Genomic DNA, 15,504 nt, shown 5'->3' on the forward strand with positions numbered 1-15,504 from the left:
GACAAAGGATCAGGTGTTCTCGTCCTCGTCCGCCTGCCCGGTGCCCCCCACGGTGGGAATGACCGGAACGCCCATGCCGGTGCCGGTGACGGTCCCGCCCGCACCGCCCAGGCCCGTCGGCGGAATGACCACGCCGCCCTGCGTCCCGCTGTCGTCCGAGGTGCGGGCGGGGTCGAGGTTACCGCTGTCGCGCTCGATCTCCTCGACGGACTTTCCGAGTGGGGTCGTGTCTTCCATCATGGGAAACCTCCTGGGGGTGACGCTGCGCTCAGCCTACGGGGCCGGGCTGTGAAGTTGGTGGGGAGGGAATCAAGCACGGGCGGTGCACACGGCCACCGCGCCAACCCACCGCTCAGTGCCTCCCCCCCACCGCCTCCTCCGCCTGCCGGATGCTCAGCACGCGGCTCGCCCCCGTCTGGTCCGTCGTCACGCCCCACAGCGCGTGGGCCACCTCCATCGTCGCCTTCTGGTGGGTGACGAGCAGGAACTGGGCGCCGCGCGCGGAAAAGCGTTCGAGGAAGGCGGTGAAGCGGCGGATGTTGGCCTCGTCCAGCGGAGCGTCCACCTCGTCCAGCACGGCGAGGGGAAGACCACCCGCACTCCCTTCTCCGCCCGCGTGGTTCAGCGCGAAGAGGAAGCCCAGGCCCGCCATCGTCCGCTCGCCCGCCGAGAGCAGGCTCATCGAGCGGGTGCGCTTGCCCTTCGGCTGCACGGCGAGGCGCAGGCCCGTCAGGCGTCCCGACTCGCCCCACTCGGGTTCGAGGTCGCCCTGGCCGCCCAGGAGTTCGGCGGAATACTCGCGGAAGGCGGCGTTCACCCGGTCGAAGGCGGCGCGGGTGGCGAGGCCCTCGGCCTCCTCCAGCTCGGCGAGGTGGGCGCGCAGTTCGGCGGCGGCCTCCGAAGCGTCGTTGAGCTCGTTGCTGAGGCGTTCCAGCTCGGCGCTCTCCGCCGCGTGGTCGGCCTCGGCGCGGGCGTTGACGGGGCCCAGGGCTTCGAGGTCGGCGCGGGCGCGGCTGAGCTCCGCCGTCCACTCGCGCGGGGTGCCGGGCGGGCTGCACCCGTCGGGCAGGGGTTCGAGGCTGCCCTCGCGGCGGGCGATCAGGAGCCGGAGGTCTTCGAGGCGGGCACGGACCCTGTTCTGCTCGCCGATGACCGAGGTGTAGGCCTGGGCCGCCGCCTCCCTTTCCCGCTCGGCGCGGGCCAACTCGTGCTCGTCCAGGGTGCCCAGGGCCGCCTCGCGCCTCTGGACCTCGGCGGCGGCAGTGGACAGGTGAGCCCCCTGGGCCTGGGTCGCCTCGGCGTTCGCGTCCAGTCTCCCCCGCAGATCGGCGGCGCGGGTGCGCGCGGTGCGGAAGGTGCGCCACGCCGCGTCGAGTTCGCGGGCGAGCGCGAGGGCTTCCAGGGCCCCCCGCTCGCGGGCCCGCTGCCCCTCGGCCTGGGTGCGGGCCCCGAGGAGGGAGGCTTCGAGTTCGGCGGGGCCCGCGAGCGGGTCGGCGAGGGGTGGGGGGGACGATTCGGCGCTCACGCGGGCGAGCAGGCGGTCCCGGTTGGCCCCCAGGCTGCGGGCCTGCGCCTCCAGTTCGGTCACCCGGCGCTCGGCCTCCCGTTCCTCCCGAGCGGCACGTTCGCGGGCGGCGAGGAGGGCGTCGTGCGCGCCCTCCTCGGCGAGGGTGGCCTGGACCTTTTTCAACTCGGCCTGGAGGCGGGCGGTCTGCCGGTCCGTCTCCTCCAGCTCCGCGTCGATCTCCCCAAAGCGGCGCTGGTCGGCGAGGACGCTGAACCCCGCGTCGCGCAGCCGTCCCCCGGTGATCGCGCCGCCCGCTTCCAGCAACTCCCCCTCCAGCGTGACGAGGCGCGGGCGGCCCTGGTGCGCGCGGGCGATCCGGTTCGCGGCGCGCAGGTCCTCCACGACGAGGGTGTCGGCCAAGGTCGCCTCGCCCACCAGGGGCGGGTCCGCCCCGCACAGGTCGGCGAGGTTGCCGATCACGCCGGGCTCGCGCAGGAGGAGACCGTCGCGGCGGGGCCGGGCGCGGATCAGGTCGAGGGGGAGGAAGGTCGCCCGGCCCCCCACCCGCTTGAGTTCCCCGATGATGGCGCGGGCGTCCTCGCCGCTTTGCACGACGATCTGCTCCAGGCGGCGCCCCAGCGCGGCGGTGACGGCGGTCTCGTACTCGGCGGGAACGGTCAGGAGGTCGGCGACGGAACCGACGATGCCGGGGTGATCCAGCCGCAGGGCGTTGCGGGCGCCCTCGCCGTAGCGGGCGTAGGAATTCAGGCTCCCCTCCAGCCGCTCGCGCTCCCGGCGCAGGGGGGCGACACTCGCATGGAGACGGGCGAGTTCGCCGCCCAGGTGGCGCTCGTGGGCCTGGGCGTCCGAACGGCGGCCCGCCAGCGCCGCGTACGCCTCCTCGGCACGCTGGCGGGCGTGGGTGGCCGCCTCCACACGTTCGCGGGCGGCGCCCAGCGACTCCAGCGCCGTCTCCAGATTCCCCTCGGCACGCTCCAGCTCGGCCCCCAGGGTCGTGCGGCTGGCGTCCACCCGGGCGGCGGCCTCGGCGGCGCGGGCGGCGGCGGCGCGGGCGCGGGTGAGGTCGGCGTCGAGGGTGCGGGCGCGGCGCTCGGCGGTCTCGGCGGCGCTGCGGGCGGCGGTGACGGCGGCCTCCAGGGCAGGGAGGTCGGGCGCGTCCCCCGAGGGCGGGCTCTGGGGCAGGGCGGCGAGGTCGGCCCGCAACCGCTCGGCCTCGGCGCGCAGGTGGCCCGCGTACCGCTCCGCCTGGGCGTGGGCGTCCCGCGCGGCGCGCAGGGCGTCGAGGGCTCCGGCGAAGGCTTCCTGCCTCGCCCGGGCCTCCCCCACCGCGTCGCGGGCGGCGTCCACCCGGGCGGCGGCGGCCTGCACCCCGGCGGCGAGGACGGCGCTGCGGGCGGTGAGGGCGTCGGCCTCGGTCCGCGCCTGGGTGATTTCCCGCCCGAGCGAGGCCTGCCGCTCGCGTCTCAGGGCGTCCTCCAGGGTGAGGACCCGCAGGGTCAGGGCGCGGTGGGTGCGGGCAGCTTCGGCGGCACGGGCCAGACGCCCCACCTGCGCCGCCCGTTCCGCCTGTACCAGCCGCAGTTGCTCCAGGTGCCCGTCCGCCTCGCGCAGCCGCGCCTCGGTCTCCTGCCGGGCCGAGACGGCGCGCGACAGCCCGGCGGCCTCCTGCACGTAGCCCAGCAGGGTGCGTCCCTCCGCCCCCACCACGCCGCTCACCTCGCCCTGCCCGATGACGGCGAGACCGCCCGGCCCCAGACCCGTGCCGCGCAGCGCCCCCTGCACGTCGCGGGCGCGGACGGGGCGGCCGTTGAGCTCCTGTTCGCCCGTGCCGTCGCGGTACACCCGGCGGGTGACGTTGACGCGGCCCTCCGGGGTCTGCAACTCGATCTGCACCTCGGCGAGTCCGAGCGGGGCCTTGCCGCCGCTGCCGTGAAAGATCAGCTCGGTGCCGCGCCCGGCCCGCAGCTCGCGCGCCCGGGCCCCGTGGGTCGCCCAGCGCAGCGCCTCCACCACGTTGCTCTTGCCGCTGCCGTTCGGGCCGATGACGGCGGACACGCCGGGACCGAATTCCAGGCGGGTGCGGTCGGCGAAACTCTTGAACCCTTGCAGGATGAGGCTGTGGAGCATGGGCGGGATGAGGGCCAGAGGGATCAGGCCGCGTCGGCGCTCCTCACGAGTCCGCGCAGTCCTGCCGGGTGTAGGGCTCGCGCAGGTCGAGGTGGCCGAGCGTGTCGGCGTTCTGACCGTTCACCAGAAAGGTCACGTCCTGGCCGCGGGTTTCGAGCAGCGTGCGGGCGAGGGTACACAGCAGCATGCGCTCGCCGCTCGTGCCGTACTTGAGCCCCTGGTAGGCGGCGGGCAGGTTGACGTAGTAGTGCCCCCCGCGCAGCCACACGCGCGGGGCGGGGGTGCCCTTCGGCACGACGGCCAGCGCCCCGGAGGCGGTGGGCCCGTTCGCCCAGGCGTTGACGGCCGCCTGCGCGACGGCGCCCGGGTTTTCCTGAAGCACCTGCACGGTGCGCGTCTCGGGCTTGAACGTCTGGACCTGCGGGTCGGTGAAGTAGACCTTGACCTGCACGCCCCGCTTCTCGGCGAGTTCTAAGGCCGGGGCGCGCGGCGTCTCGGGGGGCCGCTGCACCTCCTGGTAGGCGTAGGCGGCGGCGCCGAGCAGCGCGACGCTCACCACGTTGAACAGGGAAAACAGCCGCCTCACTGCCGTGCCCCGCCCGCCGGGGTCGCCCGCCCGGCATTCGACGCGCGCGCCGTCAGGTACGTCGCCACCGAGCGCGCCACCGCCACCGACATCGCCTGGAGCCGCTCGTCCACCCCCAGGTTCGCGCGGTCCCCGGCGTTCCCCGACCAGCCGAGTTCGAGGAGCAGGGCGGCCTGCGGGGCCTCGCCGAGCATCAGGGCCCGGCGGACGTTTTGCTGCCCCGCCGTCACCCCGCCGCCGCGCAGCTCGCCGCGCAGCAGTTCCGAGAGGCGCCGGGTGCCCCCCGGCCCGCCCACCGCGAGGTTGCCGTAGGGAGGCTGCGCGCCGCCGCGCACCGCGTTCACGTACTGCGAGGCCGCGCGGCCCGCGGGCTCGTACACGGTCACGCCGCCGCGCGGCGAGCCCGGGAAGCGACCCAGGTCGAGCGCGAGGTACACGTCGCTGCGCCGGGCCAGGGCGAGCTTCTGGTTCAGCCCCAGGGCGGACCCCGCGTCGCGCGTCACCTTGACCTGCCACCCCGCCTCGTTGAGGAGGGCGGCGGCGCGGCGGGCCACCTCCAGCGTCACGTCGCGGCCCAGGCCCGTCACCCGCGCGGGGTCGAGCACGATCAGGGGGCGGGTGATGCGGTCGAGCAGGGCGGGCGTCGTGCGCGGCACCCCCGGCCCCACGTCCACCACCAGCCGCGCGCCGCCGGGCCGGACCACCCGGTAGACGCGGTACCCGCTCCCCTGCGGCAGGGTGAAGCTCAACGTCAGGTCGTCGCCCCGGCGGGCCACCTCCGCGCCCGGCACGAACGCGCCCCGGGTGGTGTAGCGCCGCGCCTCCCCTTTCACGCCCCGCAGGGTGACGGTGACGGTCGTGCCGCGCAGCTCGTCGGTGACGGCCGTGTCCCGGGTGAGATCGAGGACGAGGCGGTCGCTGTCCGCCCCCGCGCGGCTGCTCACCCCCTGGAGGGTGGCGGGCGTGATCTTGAAGGTCCCCGTCTCGTAGCTGGCGCCCAGGCCCCGCGCCAGGGTGTCGAGGGGCAGGTAGACGTTGCCGTTCACTAGCGTGGCGGTGCGGGCCTGCACCCGCTCGGTGTCGAGCTGCACGGTGTTGAAGTCGGTCGTGGCCCGCCCCTGGTCCTCGTCGAGCGGCAGCAGGAGGGTGTGCCCGAAAGCCTCGACGCGGACGATGGTGCCCGCGTTCTCCACCTCCTCCTGGGTGACCCGCATCACGCCGCTCAGCACCTGCTCGCTGGCGTACTCGGCGCCGTAGAGGTCGATGCTCTGGACCTGAGTTCCAACCAGATTGAGCCGGTTGAAGGTGATCTGCGCGCCCGCCAGCCCCGCGCCGAGCAGGGCCGCCGACAGCAGCAGGGGCCCGGAGAAGCGGCCCAGGAAGCGTTTCTCCCGCCCGCTCACAGCTCGCGCAGCTCCCGGCGCAGGGTCTTTTCCGCCTCCGCGCGCCGCTTGTCGTGGAGCTGCTTGCCCCGCGCGAGGGCGAGTTCCACCTTGAAGACCCGGCCCTTGGGGTACAGCCGGGTGGGCACCAGGGTCAGGCCCTTCTGGTCGAGAGAGCGGCGCAGCTTGCCGATCTCCTCGCGGTGGAGCAGCAGGCGGCGGGTGCGGCGGGGCTCGTGGTTGTTGTAGGTGGCTTCCGTGTAGGGGGGGATATAGAGGCCTTCGAGTTCGACGTTGCCGCTGACCACCCGGGCGAAGGCGTCGCGGAAGTCCACCCCGCCCGCGCGCACGCTCTTGACCTCGCTGCCCGTCAGGCTGATGCCCGCCTCGAAGCGGTCAAGCAGCTCATATTCGTGGTGCGCGCGGCGGTTCGTGTACACGCGGGGCATTCTAGCAGGGAGGGGTCGGAGGCAGGGGGGCGGCGCACCTTCCGGCGGGGCCCCCGCTCACCGCAGGGTCGCCGCCACGACCACGGGCTGCGCATTCGGCCCCTCGAAACCCGGCGTATAGGCGCGCAGCACGAAGACGGCCCGGTTGCCCCGCACGTCCACCCGCTCCAGCGCGTAGCGGGCGGCGCACTCCCGGGCGGCGGGCAGGCGGCGGTCGAGGTGGACGGTCTGCCCCCCCACCTCCAGGGTGAACCCGGCGGGCCCCTCGCCGGAGGGGAGCAGGTCCCGGTAGCGGCAGGAGGACGGCAACGCCCGCACGCTCAGCCGCACCGGCACCGGGCGCGTCCACAGCCGGACCGGAATGGTGGCGCTCGTTCCGGCCCGCACGCCCTCCGTCCACCCGGGCGCCTCGACCGGGAAGGGGCGGACGTACACGGGCCGCGCGGTTCTTCCCGGCGTCAGGCCACTCCGGGCGAGGAGGGGGCGTTCACCGGCCAGGAGCGAGCCGACCACCTCCTCCACCGTTCCCGTCTGGGAGGTCCGCGTCACCTCGCGCAAGGTCCGGCCCGTTCCGGTGTCCACGACCGTCAGGCCCGCCGTGCTGAAGCCGCTGCCGTCCCGCACGCCGCCCGTGACGACCAGGGCCCGCGCGCCGTCCGGGGAGAAGGCGACGCGCCGCACGTCGGGGCGGTCCCCCGCCCCGGCGAACGACGCGAGGGCGAGCAGGGCCAGCGTGAGGCGACGCATGGATCAGCGTACCCGGTCCGGGGGGAAGCGGCGGGGACTCAGGGGCGGAAGCGGACGCTGGCGAGCACCTGGCTGAACAGGGCGCTGCTCTTCGCGTACCGCTCGGGCGTGTCGGTGACCTGGAAGGAGTAGAGGTTCTTCGCCCCGTTGCCGAACCAGATGCGCACGCGCACCGCCGTCTGCCCGCCCGTGATGAGGTATTCGCGCTCGACGCCCTTCACGCCCCCGTAGGTCACGTTGCGGCCCCGGAAGAGCTTGACCTTGCCCCCCGTCTGGGTCACCCCCGCCTCGAAGTTGCGGAACTCCTGCTTGAGTTCGGGCGTCCGGCCGTCCTTGGACACGTAGAGCAGGCGGATCAGGGTGGCGGGCGGCGTCTTGGCCGACACGACGCTCACGCCGCCCGTGCCGTCATTGAAGTTGGCGCCGAGCCACCCCCGGGGCAGGCTCACCGTGAAGGGCAGCTTGGGGTCCGTGAAGGGCGCGAGCGTCTGGGCCCCCGCGCCCCCCGTGAGGACACTTCCGGACAGGGTGACGGCGGCGAGGGCGAGGGCGAGCGGGGACTTCATACCCGGCACCGTAGCGCAGCCGGATGAGGGCCCGCCATGCCGGGCGTCAGCGGGCGATCACCGCGAATCTCACCTCACGCACCCCCGCCGCGTGCAGGGCGCCTTGGCAGGCGAGCAGGGTACTCCCGGTCGTCAGCACGTCGTCGAGCAGGAGCACCGGGCCGGGGGGCAACCCGCGCGCGTCGGCGGCGAAGGCCCCGGCGAGGTTCGCCCCCCGCTCTTGCGCGTGCAGCCGCGCCTGCTGCCCGGTCGCGCGGGTGCGGCGCAGGGCCGGGACGGCAGGCACGTTCAGCGCGGCGGCGACGGCTCCGGCGAGCAGGGCCGCCTGATTGAAGCCACGCTCCCGCTCACGGGCCGGGTGCAGGGGCACGGGGACGACGGCGCGAATGTTCCACTCGGGTGGAACCCCCGCCGCCAGCGCCCCGCCGAGGGCCCCCGCGAGGTCCCGCGCGCCGCCGAACTTCAGGGCGCGCACGGCCCGCCGGGTCACCCCCCGGTAGGGCCCCAGGGTGACGAGGTGCCCCTCGGGCCGCGGCCACAGCGGCGAGTACGCCTCCACCCGGGGCACGAGGCGGGCGCGGCACGCGGCGCACAGGCCCGCCTCCCGCCCGAGCTGGGCGTCGCAGCCGGGGCAGGGGCGGGGAACGAGGGCGCGCAGGAGGCCCGTCAGCGCGCCCACCCTAGACCTGCCCGGCGGCGGCGAGTTCGTCCACGAACAGGGGGGGCGTGGTGGCCTCCACCCGTTTCCACACGCCCGCCAGCGCGTCGGGGTCGAGCATGGGCGCGGCGAGGGTGAGGCAGGTCAGGTGGTGGGCGCACACCAGCCGCACGCCCGTCTCGCCCAGCCGCCCCTTCTCGGCGGGGGTGAGCAGGGCCGCGAAGGCGTCGGGGTCGCCGAGGGCCGGGTGGCTGCCCTGGCGGATCGCCCCCCGCAGGAAGGCGGCCACCTCGGCGGGGTTGAGCCAGAAGCCGAACATCAGCTCGTCGGACAGGGCGTCGAGCCGCCGCATCCGCAGGGGATCGAGGCCCTTTTTCACGAGCCCCCGCGCGAGGTCCTGCCGCTCCAGGCGCCGGGCCGCGTACCCGGCGAGGGTGAGCGGCTCGCCCGGCGGGGCCACCCGGCCTCCCACGGCGGCGCGCAGGCGGTACGCGAGCACGTACCCCTGAAATTCGAGCAACATCTCGTTGACTCCCCCCCCAGTTGCCCCGGCCCCAGTCACGCCGGGCATTCTAGGAAGGCGGGACGGCGCAACACCGTGAGCAGTGGCCCGGAGCGGTGGGCCGGGAAACCCTCAAGGCTCCCCGTGCCCGCCGTCCAGCTCGGTTTCGAAGGCGCGGATCAGCGCCTTGGGGATACGGGCCACGCGGTCTTGCGCCCCGTCGCGGTAGGAGACCTCCAGCGTGTCGCCCGGCCCCTCGAAGGCGGCGCGGGAGGCCTGGGCGTCGGCGTTCGTGGTGCCCTCCAGCCGGAAGGTCCTGCCGTCGGTGTAGGTGATGACGATGCTGGCCACACCGCAGGGTACCCCTTCATCCCTCCTTAAACTGCCTGCCGGCGGGGGGGCACGCCGGGGGAGCGGGACAAAGGCCACCGGGCGCCCCTCTAGGCTGGACCGGACGCGACAGCTTACGAGGTCCGGCGCCGCGAGGGTGGCGGCCGGGCAGGCGACCCCCGCGTGAAGGAGTGAAGACGAATGCAGTTGCTCAGGCAGGCCCACCAGTTCGAATACCGGGACCACCGGGGCGTGGACCGGCTGGGCGTGGTGGACGTGTGGACGAGTTTCGGCGGGGACGAGGCCGTCCTCGTGCTGCGTGACCTCGCGCAGGAGGGGGCCCCGGAGCAGGCGCGGCGGGCCCTTCACACCCTCACCCACACCTGGCTGCCCTATCTGCTGCGCCCCGACGCCAGCCTCGCGGTGCTCGTGCTGCGCCCGCGCGAGGACGGGGACGCCAAGGCGCGCGGCTTCGTGCTGCCGCTCAGCGCGTAGGGGCAGACGGGAAGCCCGGGGCCCGTTCCCGAGGGGGAGCAGCCCGCGCGCTTTTGGCCCCTATTCCAGCACGTACTTCACCCCCTCCTCGAAGGCCACGCGCTCCACCGCCGAGCGGGGCAAGACGGCGTTTTTGCGCCACGGCATCCACTCCGTCGCGCCCGTCGCCGAGCGCAGGAAGCCGTGGAGCCCCACCTCCACGCTCCGCGCCTCCCCCTGGAGCCAGGCGGCGAGCAGGGCGCGCACGGCCCCCGGGTCGCGCAGGGGCCCGGTCAGGCGCGCGGAGGGCACCGGCCCCCCCGGGTCGCGGTGCGGGGCGTACAGGTCCACGGTGAACCCCTCGGCATGGCGCAGCACCGTCAGCGCTTCCTCGCGCGGCAGGGGGTGGACAAAGGTCACGTGCAGATCGAGGTCGAAGCCGCGCACGCCCTTGTCGGTGCGGCTGCTCGGCTGCCTGGGGTCGGGGGGCCGGGTCATGCGCGCAGGGTAACGCCCCGGGGGCGAAAGGGGCGTGGAGCCCAAATCTTGACTAAATTAGTCAGGATGTTCAGGATTGGGGGCATGAAGCCAGCCTTGACCCTTCTCACGCTCATCCTGACGGTTTCGGGCGGAGCGCAGGCCGCCCCGCTGGGCGGCGTCAAGACGTACCTCGACGGCAAGTTGAGCGTGCAGGCCGCCGGAACCGCCGGTCTCGTGCGGGGCGCCGACCGCTACTACGCGCTGGCGAAGGCCGTGAACTTCGACTACCGGAGGCTCGCCGCGCAGCCCGGGCCGGTGCGCGCCGCGTTGCAGGAGGCCCGGGCCGGGTGGACGAAGGCGAGCCCGGCGTACGAGGACATCGAGGGCATCGTGGCGGGGGTGGAGGGGCTCAGCGACTTCGACCTGATCCTCGACGCGGGCACGAGCGCCGCCGAGGGGGGCGAGGACGTGGTGCCCTTCGACCTGAAGTTGCCGAGCGGCAGGGTGCTCGCCAAACCCGGCAACCTCTTCGGGGTGAACGAGGCGGCGCTGTGGGGCACCGTGAAGGCCTTCGGGAGCGGGGTGCCCTTCGACGTGGACGGCAACGGGCGGATCGACTTCGGGGACGGGTTGCCCGACGCGAACGTGCTGAAGGCCGCCGCCGCCGAGCTGAACCGGCAGACGCTCTCTTTGCGCAAGGCCGCCGCCGCCTGGAAGCCCACGCAGGCGGACGTGTTCGGGGCGCTGGCGGGCAACGTGCCCACGGTGGGCCCGGTGTTCTTCGAGAACTGGAAGACCAGCCGCTTCGTGCTGGGGGACCGCAGCCGCCGGACCGACTTCGTGGTGATCTCGCGCCTGTCGGACCTGGGCGGCAACGTGCGCTCCTGGCAGGCGATGTACGCGGGGCTCAGGCCGGACGTGCGGGCCAAGAATGCCGCTCTCGACGCCCAGATCACCTCGGGCCTGAACGACCTCGCCGCCTTCGTGACCCGGCTGGAGCGGCTGGAGCGCACCCGGCGCTTCACCCCCGAGCAGGCGGACACCTTGCAGGAGGAGGCGCAAAACCGCGCGACCGCGATCACGGGCCGCCTTACCCAGGCCGCCGCCCTCCTCGGCGTGAAGGTCGAGTGATGAGGCGCACCCTGATCGCCGCGCTGGGGCTCGCCGCCCTCTCCCCCGCCCTGGCCGCCGACTACGCCACGCCCGCCGAGACGCTGCGCTCCCGACTCGCCGACGCGCAGATCGAGGTGACCTTCGACCGCGTGCAGGCCGCTGAGCTGGTCCGGGAGGCGAGGCAGGCCGCCGCCGAGTTGCGTCCGGCGCTGGCCGCCGTGAATCCCAGGGCCGCCGGGGACGTGGAGGCCGCCCTGCAAGAGGCGGTTCGTGCGGCGACGGCAGGCGACGAGGCAGGCCTGGCCGCCGCCCGTGCCCGCGCCTGGACCGCGCTGCTGGCGGGGACGTACACGGGCCTTGAAAAGAGCATCCGGGCTGGAGACGCCGCCTCCGCCCGCGACTGGCTCGCCGCCCGCGAGTTCCGCACCGCGAGTGCCTTCACCCGCCTGAGCGCCGACGCCACGGGGGCGGTCGAGGCGCTGGGAGCCGGGAAGCTCACCCCGGGGGCCGCTCTGGAGGCCGTGCGCGCCGACGTGCTCGACGGCTACCAGGCCCGGCTAGGCGGGGCGCTGCGCGACCTGGAGACGGCCCAGGCGCAGGGCTGGCGGACCCGGAGCGCCGAGCAGGCCGCTCTGGCGCGCGGTTACTTCGCCCTCCTCGCCCCCGCTTACCGGGAACAACGGGGAGAAGCGCGGCTGGCCCGCCTTGAAACGGACCTCGCCGCCCTCCCTGCCTCGCTCCCCCGCGTGCAGGCCGACCTCGAAGGCTTCCGCGCCGCCCCCCTCTCCGCCGCCGAGACCCGGGCGCGGGCGGGGCAGGTCACCCGCTTCCTCGCGCTCGTGCCCGTGGAGTACGGGCGGGGCGTGAAGCTCAGCGGCGGGACCCCGGTTGTCACGAGCGACCTGGAGGTCACCGAGGCCAAGACCTTCCTGACAGGCGCGCGGGCCGCCTTCACCGACCTGGCACCGCTGCTGCCCGCAGGAACGGACGCGAAGAGTCTGCGCGCGGGCTTCGCCGGGCTGGAGGCGGGCCTGGACCGCGCCGCCGCCCACCGGGACGCTCCCGCTCCCGCCAGCATCGAGGCGGACGTGAACGCGCTGCTGGGCCAGGTCCGCTCGGCCTTCCCCGCCGCGTGGCAGGCGCACGACGCGAATGCCGACCTCGGCGTGATCCGCACCCAGCTCGACGCGGTGGTCTCCGCCGCCGAGGCCGGGGACTGGGCCGCCGCCGAGACCGCCCGCCTGGACGCCTACGCCACGTTGGAGAGCGGCGCGGAAGCCCGCATCGCCGTTTTCGCCCCCGACCTCAAGCTGCGGCTGGAAAACCTCTTCTGGAACGGCCAGGGCCCGCACGGCTTCGCCCGGCTGATCCGCGAACGGGGGGACGTGGCAAGCTTCCGCGCGACCCGCGCCGAGCTGGAAGACGGCCTGCGCGAGACCGCCCGGATGCTGGGCACCGAGGTCGCCCCCGCCGCCGTGGCGACGAACGCGGGTGTGATCGTCTTCCGCGAGGGGCTGGAGGCGGTGCTGATCCTCGCCGCGCTGATGGGCAGCCTGCGCCGCCCGGAGGTGAGGCACCTGCGCCGCCCGATGTGGCTGGGCGCCGCCGGGGCCTTTCTCGCCACCGCCGTCACGTGGTTCGTCCTGAGCGGCACCCTGGGCCTCTTCGCCCGCTACGGCGAGAAGCTGGAGGCGGTCGTCAGCGTGGTCGCCATCGCCGTGCTGCTGCTGATCATGAACTGGTTCTTCCATCAGGTGTACTGGACCGACCGCATGGCCGCCTTCCAGAAGCACAAGCACGGCCTGACGGTGGGCGGGGTGGCGCAGACCGGGCAGTGGATCGGGCTGGCGGTGCTGGGCTTCACCTCCATCTACCGCGAGGGCTTCGAGACGGTGCTGTTCCTGCAATCGCTGGTGCTGCAATCGGGCGTAGCCCCGGTTCTGACGGGCACCGGGTTGGGCCTTATCAGCGTGGTCGGCGTCGGCGTCCTCGTCTTCGCCCTGCAAGCCCGCCTCCCCATGAAAAAGCTTCTGGTGTGGACGGGCATGATGATCTGCGCGGTGCTCGCCGTGATGGTGGGCAACACCGTCCACGTCCTGCAACTGGTGGGCTGGTTCCCGGTCCACCCGCTGGGCTTCGAGTTCCCCTCGTGGGCGAGCCTGTGGCTGGGCATGTACCCGACCTGGGAAGGGATCATCGCGCAGGTCGTGGCCGCCATCGCCGTGGTGGGCAGCTACTTCGCCGCCGAGGCCGTGAAGACGCGGCAACTGGAGGCCAAGCGGCGCGAGGCGCGGGGGGCAGCGGGAACGCCGAGCACGCAGCCCTGAGCGGGGTTTCAAGAGGAAGGCCGGGTGGGGATGCCCGGCCTTTCCTTTGCTCTGTTATCTCCCCAGCCCCTCACTGAAGTCCACCTCTGCGCCCCATTCCGGGTGGTCGATCAGGGGGTTACGGTTGCCCTGCCGCTCGAAAATGGCCGCGTTGCGGTGCCGCTCCCAGTCGCCGGGCGGGTCGGCCCCATGCCACGCGAGGAGGGTCCCCAGGTGTCGCTCCCCGTACTGGCGCACCACGCCGGGGTAGCGCAGCAGGAAGTAGAGGGTCGCGCGGGCGGCGGCGCCCTTGCCGTGGGCGGGCTCGAACTCGCCAGGATCGCGGCGGCCGCAGTCGGAGCGCAGGGCCTCGCCGTAGTCGGGGAAGTCGAAGTACGGGGTATTCCCCCGGAACGAGTTGCAGTCCGGCTCGCAGGCGAAGAGGTGGTGCAGGTCGCCGCGCATCGGCTCGCGCTTCCCGAACCACGACTGGGGGACGACGTGTTCGCAGTTGTAGGGGATGGCGTCCTCCAGCGCGTCCACGCCCAATCCCTCCCGGGCGGCGAGGGTGAGGCGGCGCTCCCGCGCGGTCCGGTCGGCGGCGATCAAATCCTCCGGCGCGTGCTCACGGGCACTGTAGAGGCTCCGGAGCTTCCCGTCCGGCCAGAGGTCCACCCAGGGGTACACCTCGTCCGCCGGATCGTAGCCGGGCGTTCTCGCGTGTGTCCGCCGCACGAGTTCCGCGAGGGCCAGGAAGCGGGTCTGGGGCGTGCCGTCGGTCGGGAGGCCCGCGTAGTACGCAGCCGCGTGCTCTTCATCTTTGGGGTCGAGGTAGGGGCGGTCGGGCGTGACGGGCCGCCGGGCCTCTCCCCCGCCCACCCGCAGGCGCAGGGTGACGGGCACGCTCGCCACGCCGTCCGGGCCGACGCTGAGGGCGCCGAGGTCGAGGACGGGGGCCGCCTCGGTGGGAGGGGACGAGGCGACGGGCGAGCCCACCACGGGCGGGCGGTTGGCGGCGAGCACCTCGGCTATGAGCGCGTTGCCCGCCGCGCCTTGCCGGGTGCGCAGGTCCTCCACGATCCGGCTGACCCTCACCCCCTCGTTGGCGATCCAGTCGATCAGCGTGTCGGGGTCGCCGGGCCTCGCGGGCTGGCCGTCGCGGCGGAGCGTCCGGCCCTGGCTGTCCGTGCGGGGTACGCCGCTGTGGTGCAGGGCCACGACCTCCCAGGTGTCGTTGAAGACGGGGCTGCCGCTCGACCCCGGCGCGGTGTCCGTCTCGTAGTGCAGGAAGTCGGGGAGGAGGTCCACCAGCCGGTTTTCCCGCAGCGCGACCTGCTTGGGCTCGCCGGAAGGGTGCTGAACGATGCTCAGCGCCTCGCCGACGAGGACCTTGCCCACCGTGCCGATCAGGGGCAGCCACCCGAAGGCGGAGGTGTCCCCCTGCACCGCCACGAGCGAGTAATCCAGCGTGTCCGAGGTCAGAAAGAGCGTGTCGGGGTCGAGGCTCAACGTCACCCGGTCGGTGAGGGTGCCGTCGGGGCGCAACTCGTAATTGAACTCGATGACGGACGGGCGGGCGTCCCCGGCGCTCTCCAGCACGTGGTGGTTGGTGAGGATGGCGCGCGGACTGCACAGCCAGCCCGTGCCGTAGCCGATGGTCCGTCCCTGCTCGCTTCGCAACACGACCCGGCCCACCGCCCGCGACACCGAGCGCGCCAGGTCGAGGTACGCCACCCCCAGCAGGTCGTTCGTGCCCAGCACCCGCTCCAGACCCAGGCGGGTGGGCTCGGGGAGGCGGGCGGCCACGGTGGTCACGTCCTCGTGCCCCTCGGCGAGGGCGCGGGCATCGGGCAGGGGCACGCCGAGGCGGGTCAGGCGGGTCTCCACCCGCTCCACCGAGTCAGCGGCCAGGGGCCCTCCCACGTTCAGGCGATCCAGGGTTCCCGCCCGTTCCGGGTCACGGCTCACGAAGCGCGCCTGCGTCTGCGCCAGCACCTCACGCGGAATGTCCATAGGGGCAGGGTAAAGGGTAGGGAGTGAGGAGGGGAGCGTGCACCCAGTCCAGACGGAACGGAAAAAGAGCCAGGCCACCTGACCTGACTCTCCGAGAGCTGGATTGAAAAAGGCGCAACCGGGGGGCGAGAGGGCTTATCTCAGGGCTTGAATGAGGGCCGCCAGACCACTCAGCACCACGCCCAGGGCCGTGAGGAACACGGCGATCTGGGCCAGGCTAGGTGGTTTCCGGCGGGGTTTTTT

Annotated in this window: 15 protein-coding genes; 3 read left to right on the top strand and 12 right to left on the bottom strand. The window is 73.9% G+C overall.

The features are described from left to right. Window positions 1-9: 9 nt before the first annotated feature. The 10 genes from IC605_RS01720 to IC605_RS01765 form a co-directional block, all read right to left on the bottom strand. Window positions 10-240 carry a hypothetical protein gene (locus IC605_RS01720; protein WP_216318037.1) on the bottom strand — a complete coding sequence of 77 codons (231 nt, stop codon included), beginning with the start codon at window positions 238-240 and terminating at the stop codon, window positions 10-12. 112 nt (window positions 241-352) lie between these two features. Next, on the bottom strand, window positions 353-3,655 hold the full coding sequence (locus IC605_RS01725; RefSeq protein WP_216318039.1) for an AAA family ATPase: 3,303 nt from the start codon (window positions 3,653-3,655) through the stop codon (window positions 353-355). A 43-nt stretch (window positions 3,656-3,698) separates the two neighbouring features. Next, entirely contained in the window at window positions 3,699-4,241 is a 543-nt protein-coding gene (locus IC605_RS01730; RefSeq protein WP_216318041.1) for a GerMN domain-containing protein, read from the bottom strand. Continuing rightward, window positions 4,238-5,644: an N-acetylmuramoyl-L-alanine amidase CwlD gene (locus IC605_RS01735; protein ID WP_343216467.1), complete on the bottom strand. Its 1,407-nt coding sequence runs from the start codon at window positions 5,642-5,644 to the stop codon at window positions 4,238-4,240. Before IC605_RS01735 ends, IC605_RS01730 begins: the two co-directional genes overlap by 4 nt. Continuing rightward, a complete protein-coding gene (smpB, locus tag IC605_RS01740) occupies window positions 5,641-6,072 on the bottom strand; it encodes an SsrA-binding protein SmpB (RefSeq protein WP_102128547.1) in 432 nt (143 codons plus the stop codon). The genes IC605_RS01735 and smpB overlap by 4 nt, the downstream gene beginning before the upstream one ends. Window positions 6,073-6,129: 57 nt before the next feature. After that, the gene (locus IC605_RS01745; protein ID WP_216318043.1) at window positions 6,130-6,819 is read right to left on the bottom strand and encodes a DUF2259 domain-containing protein; all 690 of its coding nucleotides are present in this window, start codon (window positions 6,817-6,819) and stop codon (window positions 6,130-6,132) included. A 38-nt stretch (window positions 6,820-6,857) separates the two neighbouring features. Further along, window positions 6,858-7,385, bottom strand: a complete 528-nt coding sequence (locus IC605_RS01750) for a hypothetical protein (protein ID WP_216318045.1) — start codon at window positions 7,383-7,385, stop codon at window positions 6,858-6,860. Window positions 7,386-7,431: 46 nt separating this feature from the next. After that, entirely contained in the window at window positions 7,432-8,055 is a 624-nt protein-coding gene (locus IC605_RS01755; protein WP_216318769.1) for a ComF family protein, read from the bottom strand. Between the two features lie 10 nt (window positions 8,056-8,065). Further along, the gene (locus IC605_RS01760) at window positions 8,066-8,566 is read right to left on the bottom strand and encodes a hypothetical protein (RefSeq protein WP_216318047.1); all 501 of its coding nucleotides are present in this window, start codon (window positions 8,564-8,566) and stop codon (window positions 8,066-8,068) included. A gap of 111 nt (window positions 8,567-8,677) precedes the next feature. Further along, window positions 8,678-8,896 carry a hypothetical protein gene (locus IC605_RS01765; protein WP_216318049.1) on the bottom strand — a complete coding sequence of 73 codons (219 nt, stop codon included), beginning with the start codon at window positions 8,894-8,896 and terminating at the stop codon, window positions 8,678-8,680. 180 nt (window positions 8,897-9,076) lie between these two features. Here IC605_RS01765 and IC605_RS01770 point away from each other — a divergent pair, with 180 nt between their 5' ends. After that, entirely contained in the window at window positions 9,077-9,370 is a 294-nt protein-coding gene (locus tag IC605_RS01770) for a hypothetical protein (RefSeq protein ID WP_216318051.1), read from the top strand. A gap of 60 nt (window positions 9,371-9,430) precedes the next feature. Here IC605_RS01770 and IC605_RS01775 read toward each other — a convergent pair whose 3' ends face one another. Continuing rightward, a complete protein-coding gene (locus IC605_RS01775; protein ID WP_216318053.1) occupies window positions 9,431-9,847 on the bottom strand; it encodes a hypothetical protein in 417 nt (138 codons plus the stop codon). An 84-nt stretch (window positions 9,848-9,931) separates the two neighbouring features. Here IC605_RS01775 and IC605_RS01780 point away from each other — a divergent pair, with 84 nt between their 5' ends. Both IC605_RS01780 and IC605_RS01785 read left to right on the top strand, forming a co-directional pair. Beyond that, window positions 9,932-10,960 (top strand): imelysin family protein, encoded by a 1,029-nt coding sequence (locus tag IC605_RS01780; protein ID WP_216318055.1) that lies wholly within the window; start codon window positions 9,932-9,934, stop codon window positions 10,958-10,960. After that, window positions 10,960-13,269 carry an FTR1 family protein gene (locus IC605_RS01785; RefSeq protein ID WP_216318057.1) on the top strand — a complete coding sequence of 770 codons (2,310 nt, stop codon included), beginning with the start codon at window positions 10,960-10,962 and terminating at the stop codon, window positions 13,267-13,269. Before IC605_RS01780 ends, IC605_RS01785 begins: the two co-directional genes overlap by 1 nt. A 54-nt stretch (window positions 13,270-13,323) precedes the next feature. Here the strand turns inward: IC605_RS01785 and IC605_RS01790 are convergent, their stop codons facing one another. Then, window positions 13,324-15,261, bottom strand: coding sequence for an endonuclease (locus IC605_RS01790; protein WP_216318059.1), 1,938 nt, complete (start codon window positions 15,259-15,261; stop codon window positions 13,324-13,326). Window positions 15,262-15,504: the final 243 nt, after the last annotated feature.

Origin of the sequence: Deinococcus aestuarii (assembly GCF_018863415.1) — a bacterium.
Taxonomy (GTDB): domain Bacteria; phylum Deinococcota; class Deinococci; order Deinococcales; family Deinococcaceae; genus Deinococcus; species Deinococcus aestuarii.

Excerpts from the sequence above, each read along its gene's own strand:
- IC605_RS01720 (WP_216318037.1), bottom strand. The coding sequence starts at position 240 with ATGATGGAAGACACGACCCCACTCGGAAAGTCCGTCGAGGAGATCGAG.
- IC605_RS01725 (WP_216318039.1), bottom strand. The coding sequence starts at position 3,655 with ATGCTCCACAGCCTCATCCTGCAAGGGTTCAAGAGTTTCGCCGACCGC.
- IC605_RS01750 (WP_216318045.1), bottom strand. The coding sequence starts at position 7,385 with ATGAAGTCCCCGCTCGCCCTCGCCCTCGCCGCCGTCACCCTGTCCGGA.
- IC605_RS01785 (WP_216318057.1), top strand. The coding sequence starts at position 10,960 with ATGAGGCGCACCCTGATCGCCGCGCTGGGGCTCGCCGCCCTCTCCCCC.
- IC605_RS01745 (WP_216318043.1), bottom strand. The coding sequence starts at position 6,819 with ATGCGTCGCCTCACGCTGGCCCTGCTCGCCCTCGCGTCGTTCGCCGGG.
- IC605_RS01780 (WP_216318055.1), top strand. The coding sequence starts at position 9,932 with ATGAAGCCAGCCTTGACCCTTCTCACGCTCATCCTGACGGTTTCGGGC.
- IC605_RS01760 (WP_216318047.1), bottom strand. The coding sequence starts at position 8,566 with ATGTTGCTCGAATTTCAGGGGTACGTGCTCGCGTACCGCCTGCGCGCC.
- IC605_RS01770 (WP_216318051.1), top strand. The coding sequence starts at position 9,077 with ATGCAGTTGCTCAGGCAGGCCCACCAGTTCGAATACCGGGACCACCGG.
- IC605_RS01775 (WP_216318053.1), bottom strand. The coding sequence starts at position 9,847 with ATGACCCGGCCCCCCGACCCCAGGCAGCCGAGCAGCCGCACCGACAAG.
- smpB (WP_102128547.1), bottom strand. The coding sequence starts at position 6,072 with ATGCCCCGCGTGTACACGAACCGCCGCGCGCACCACGAATATGAGCTG.
- IC605_RS01790 (WP_216318059.1), bottom strand. The coding sequence starts at position 15,261 with ATGGACATTCCGCGTGAGGTGCTGGCGCAGACGCAGGCGCGCTTCGTG.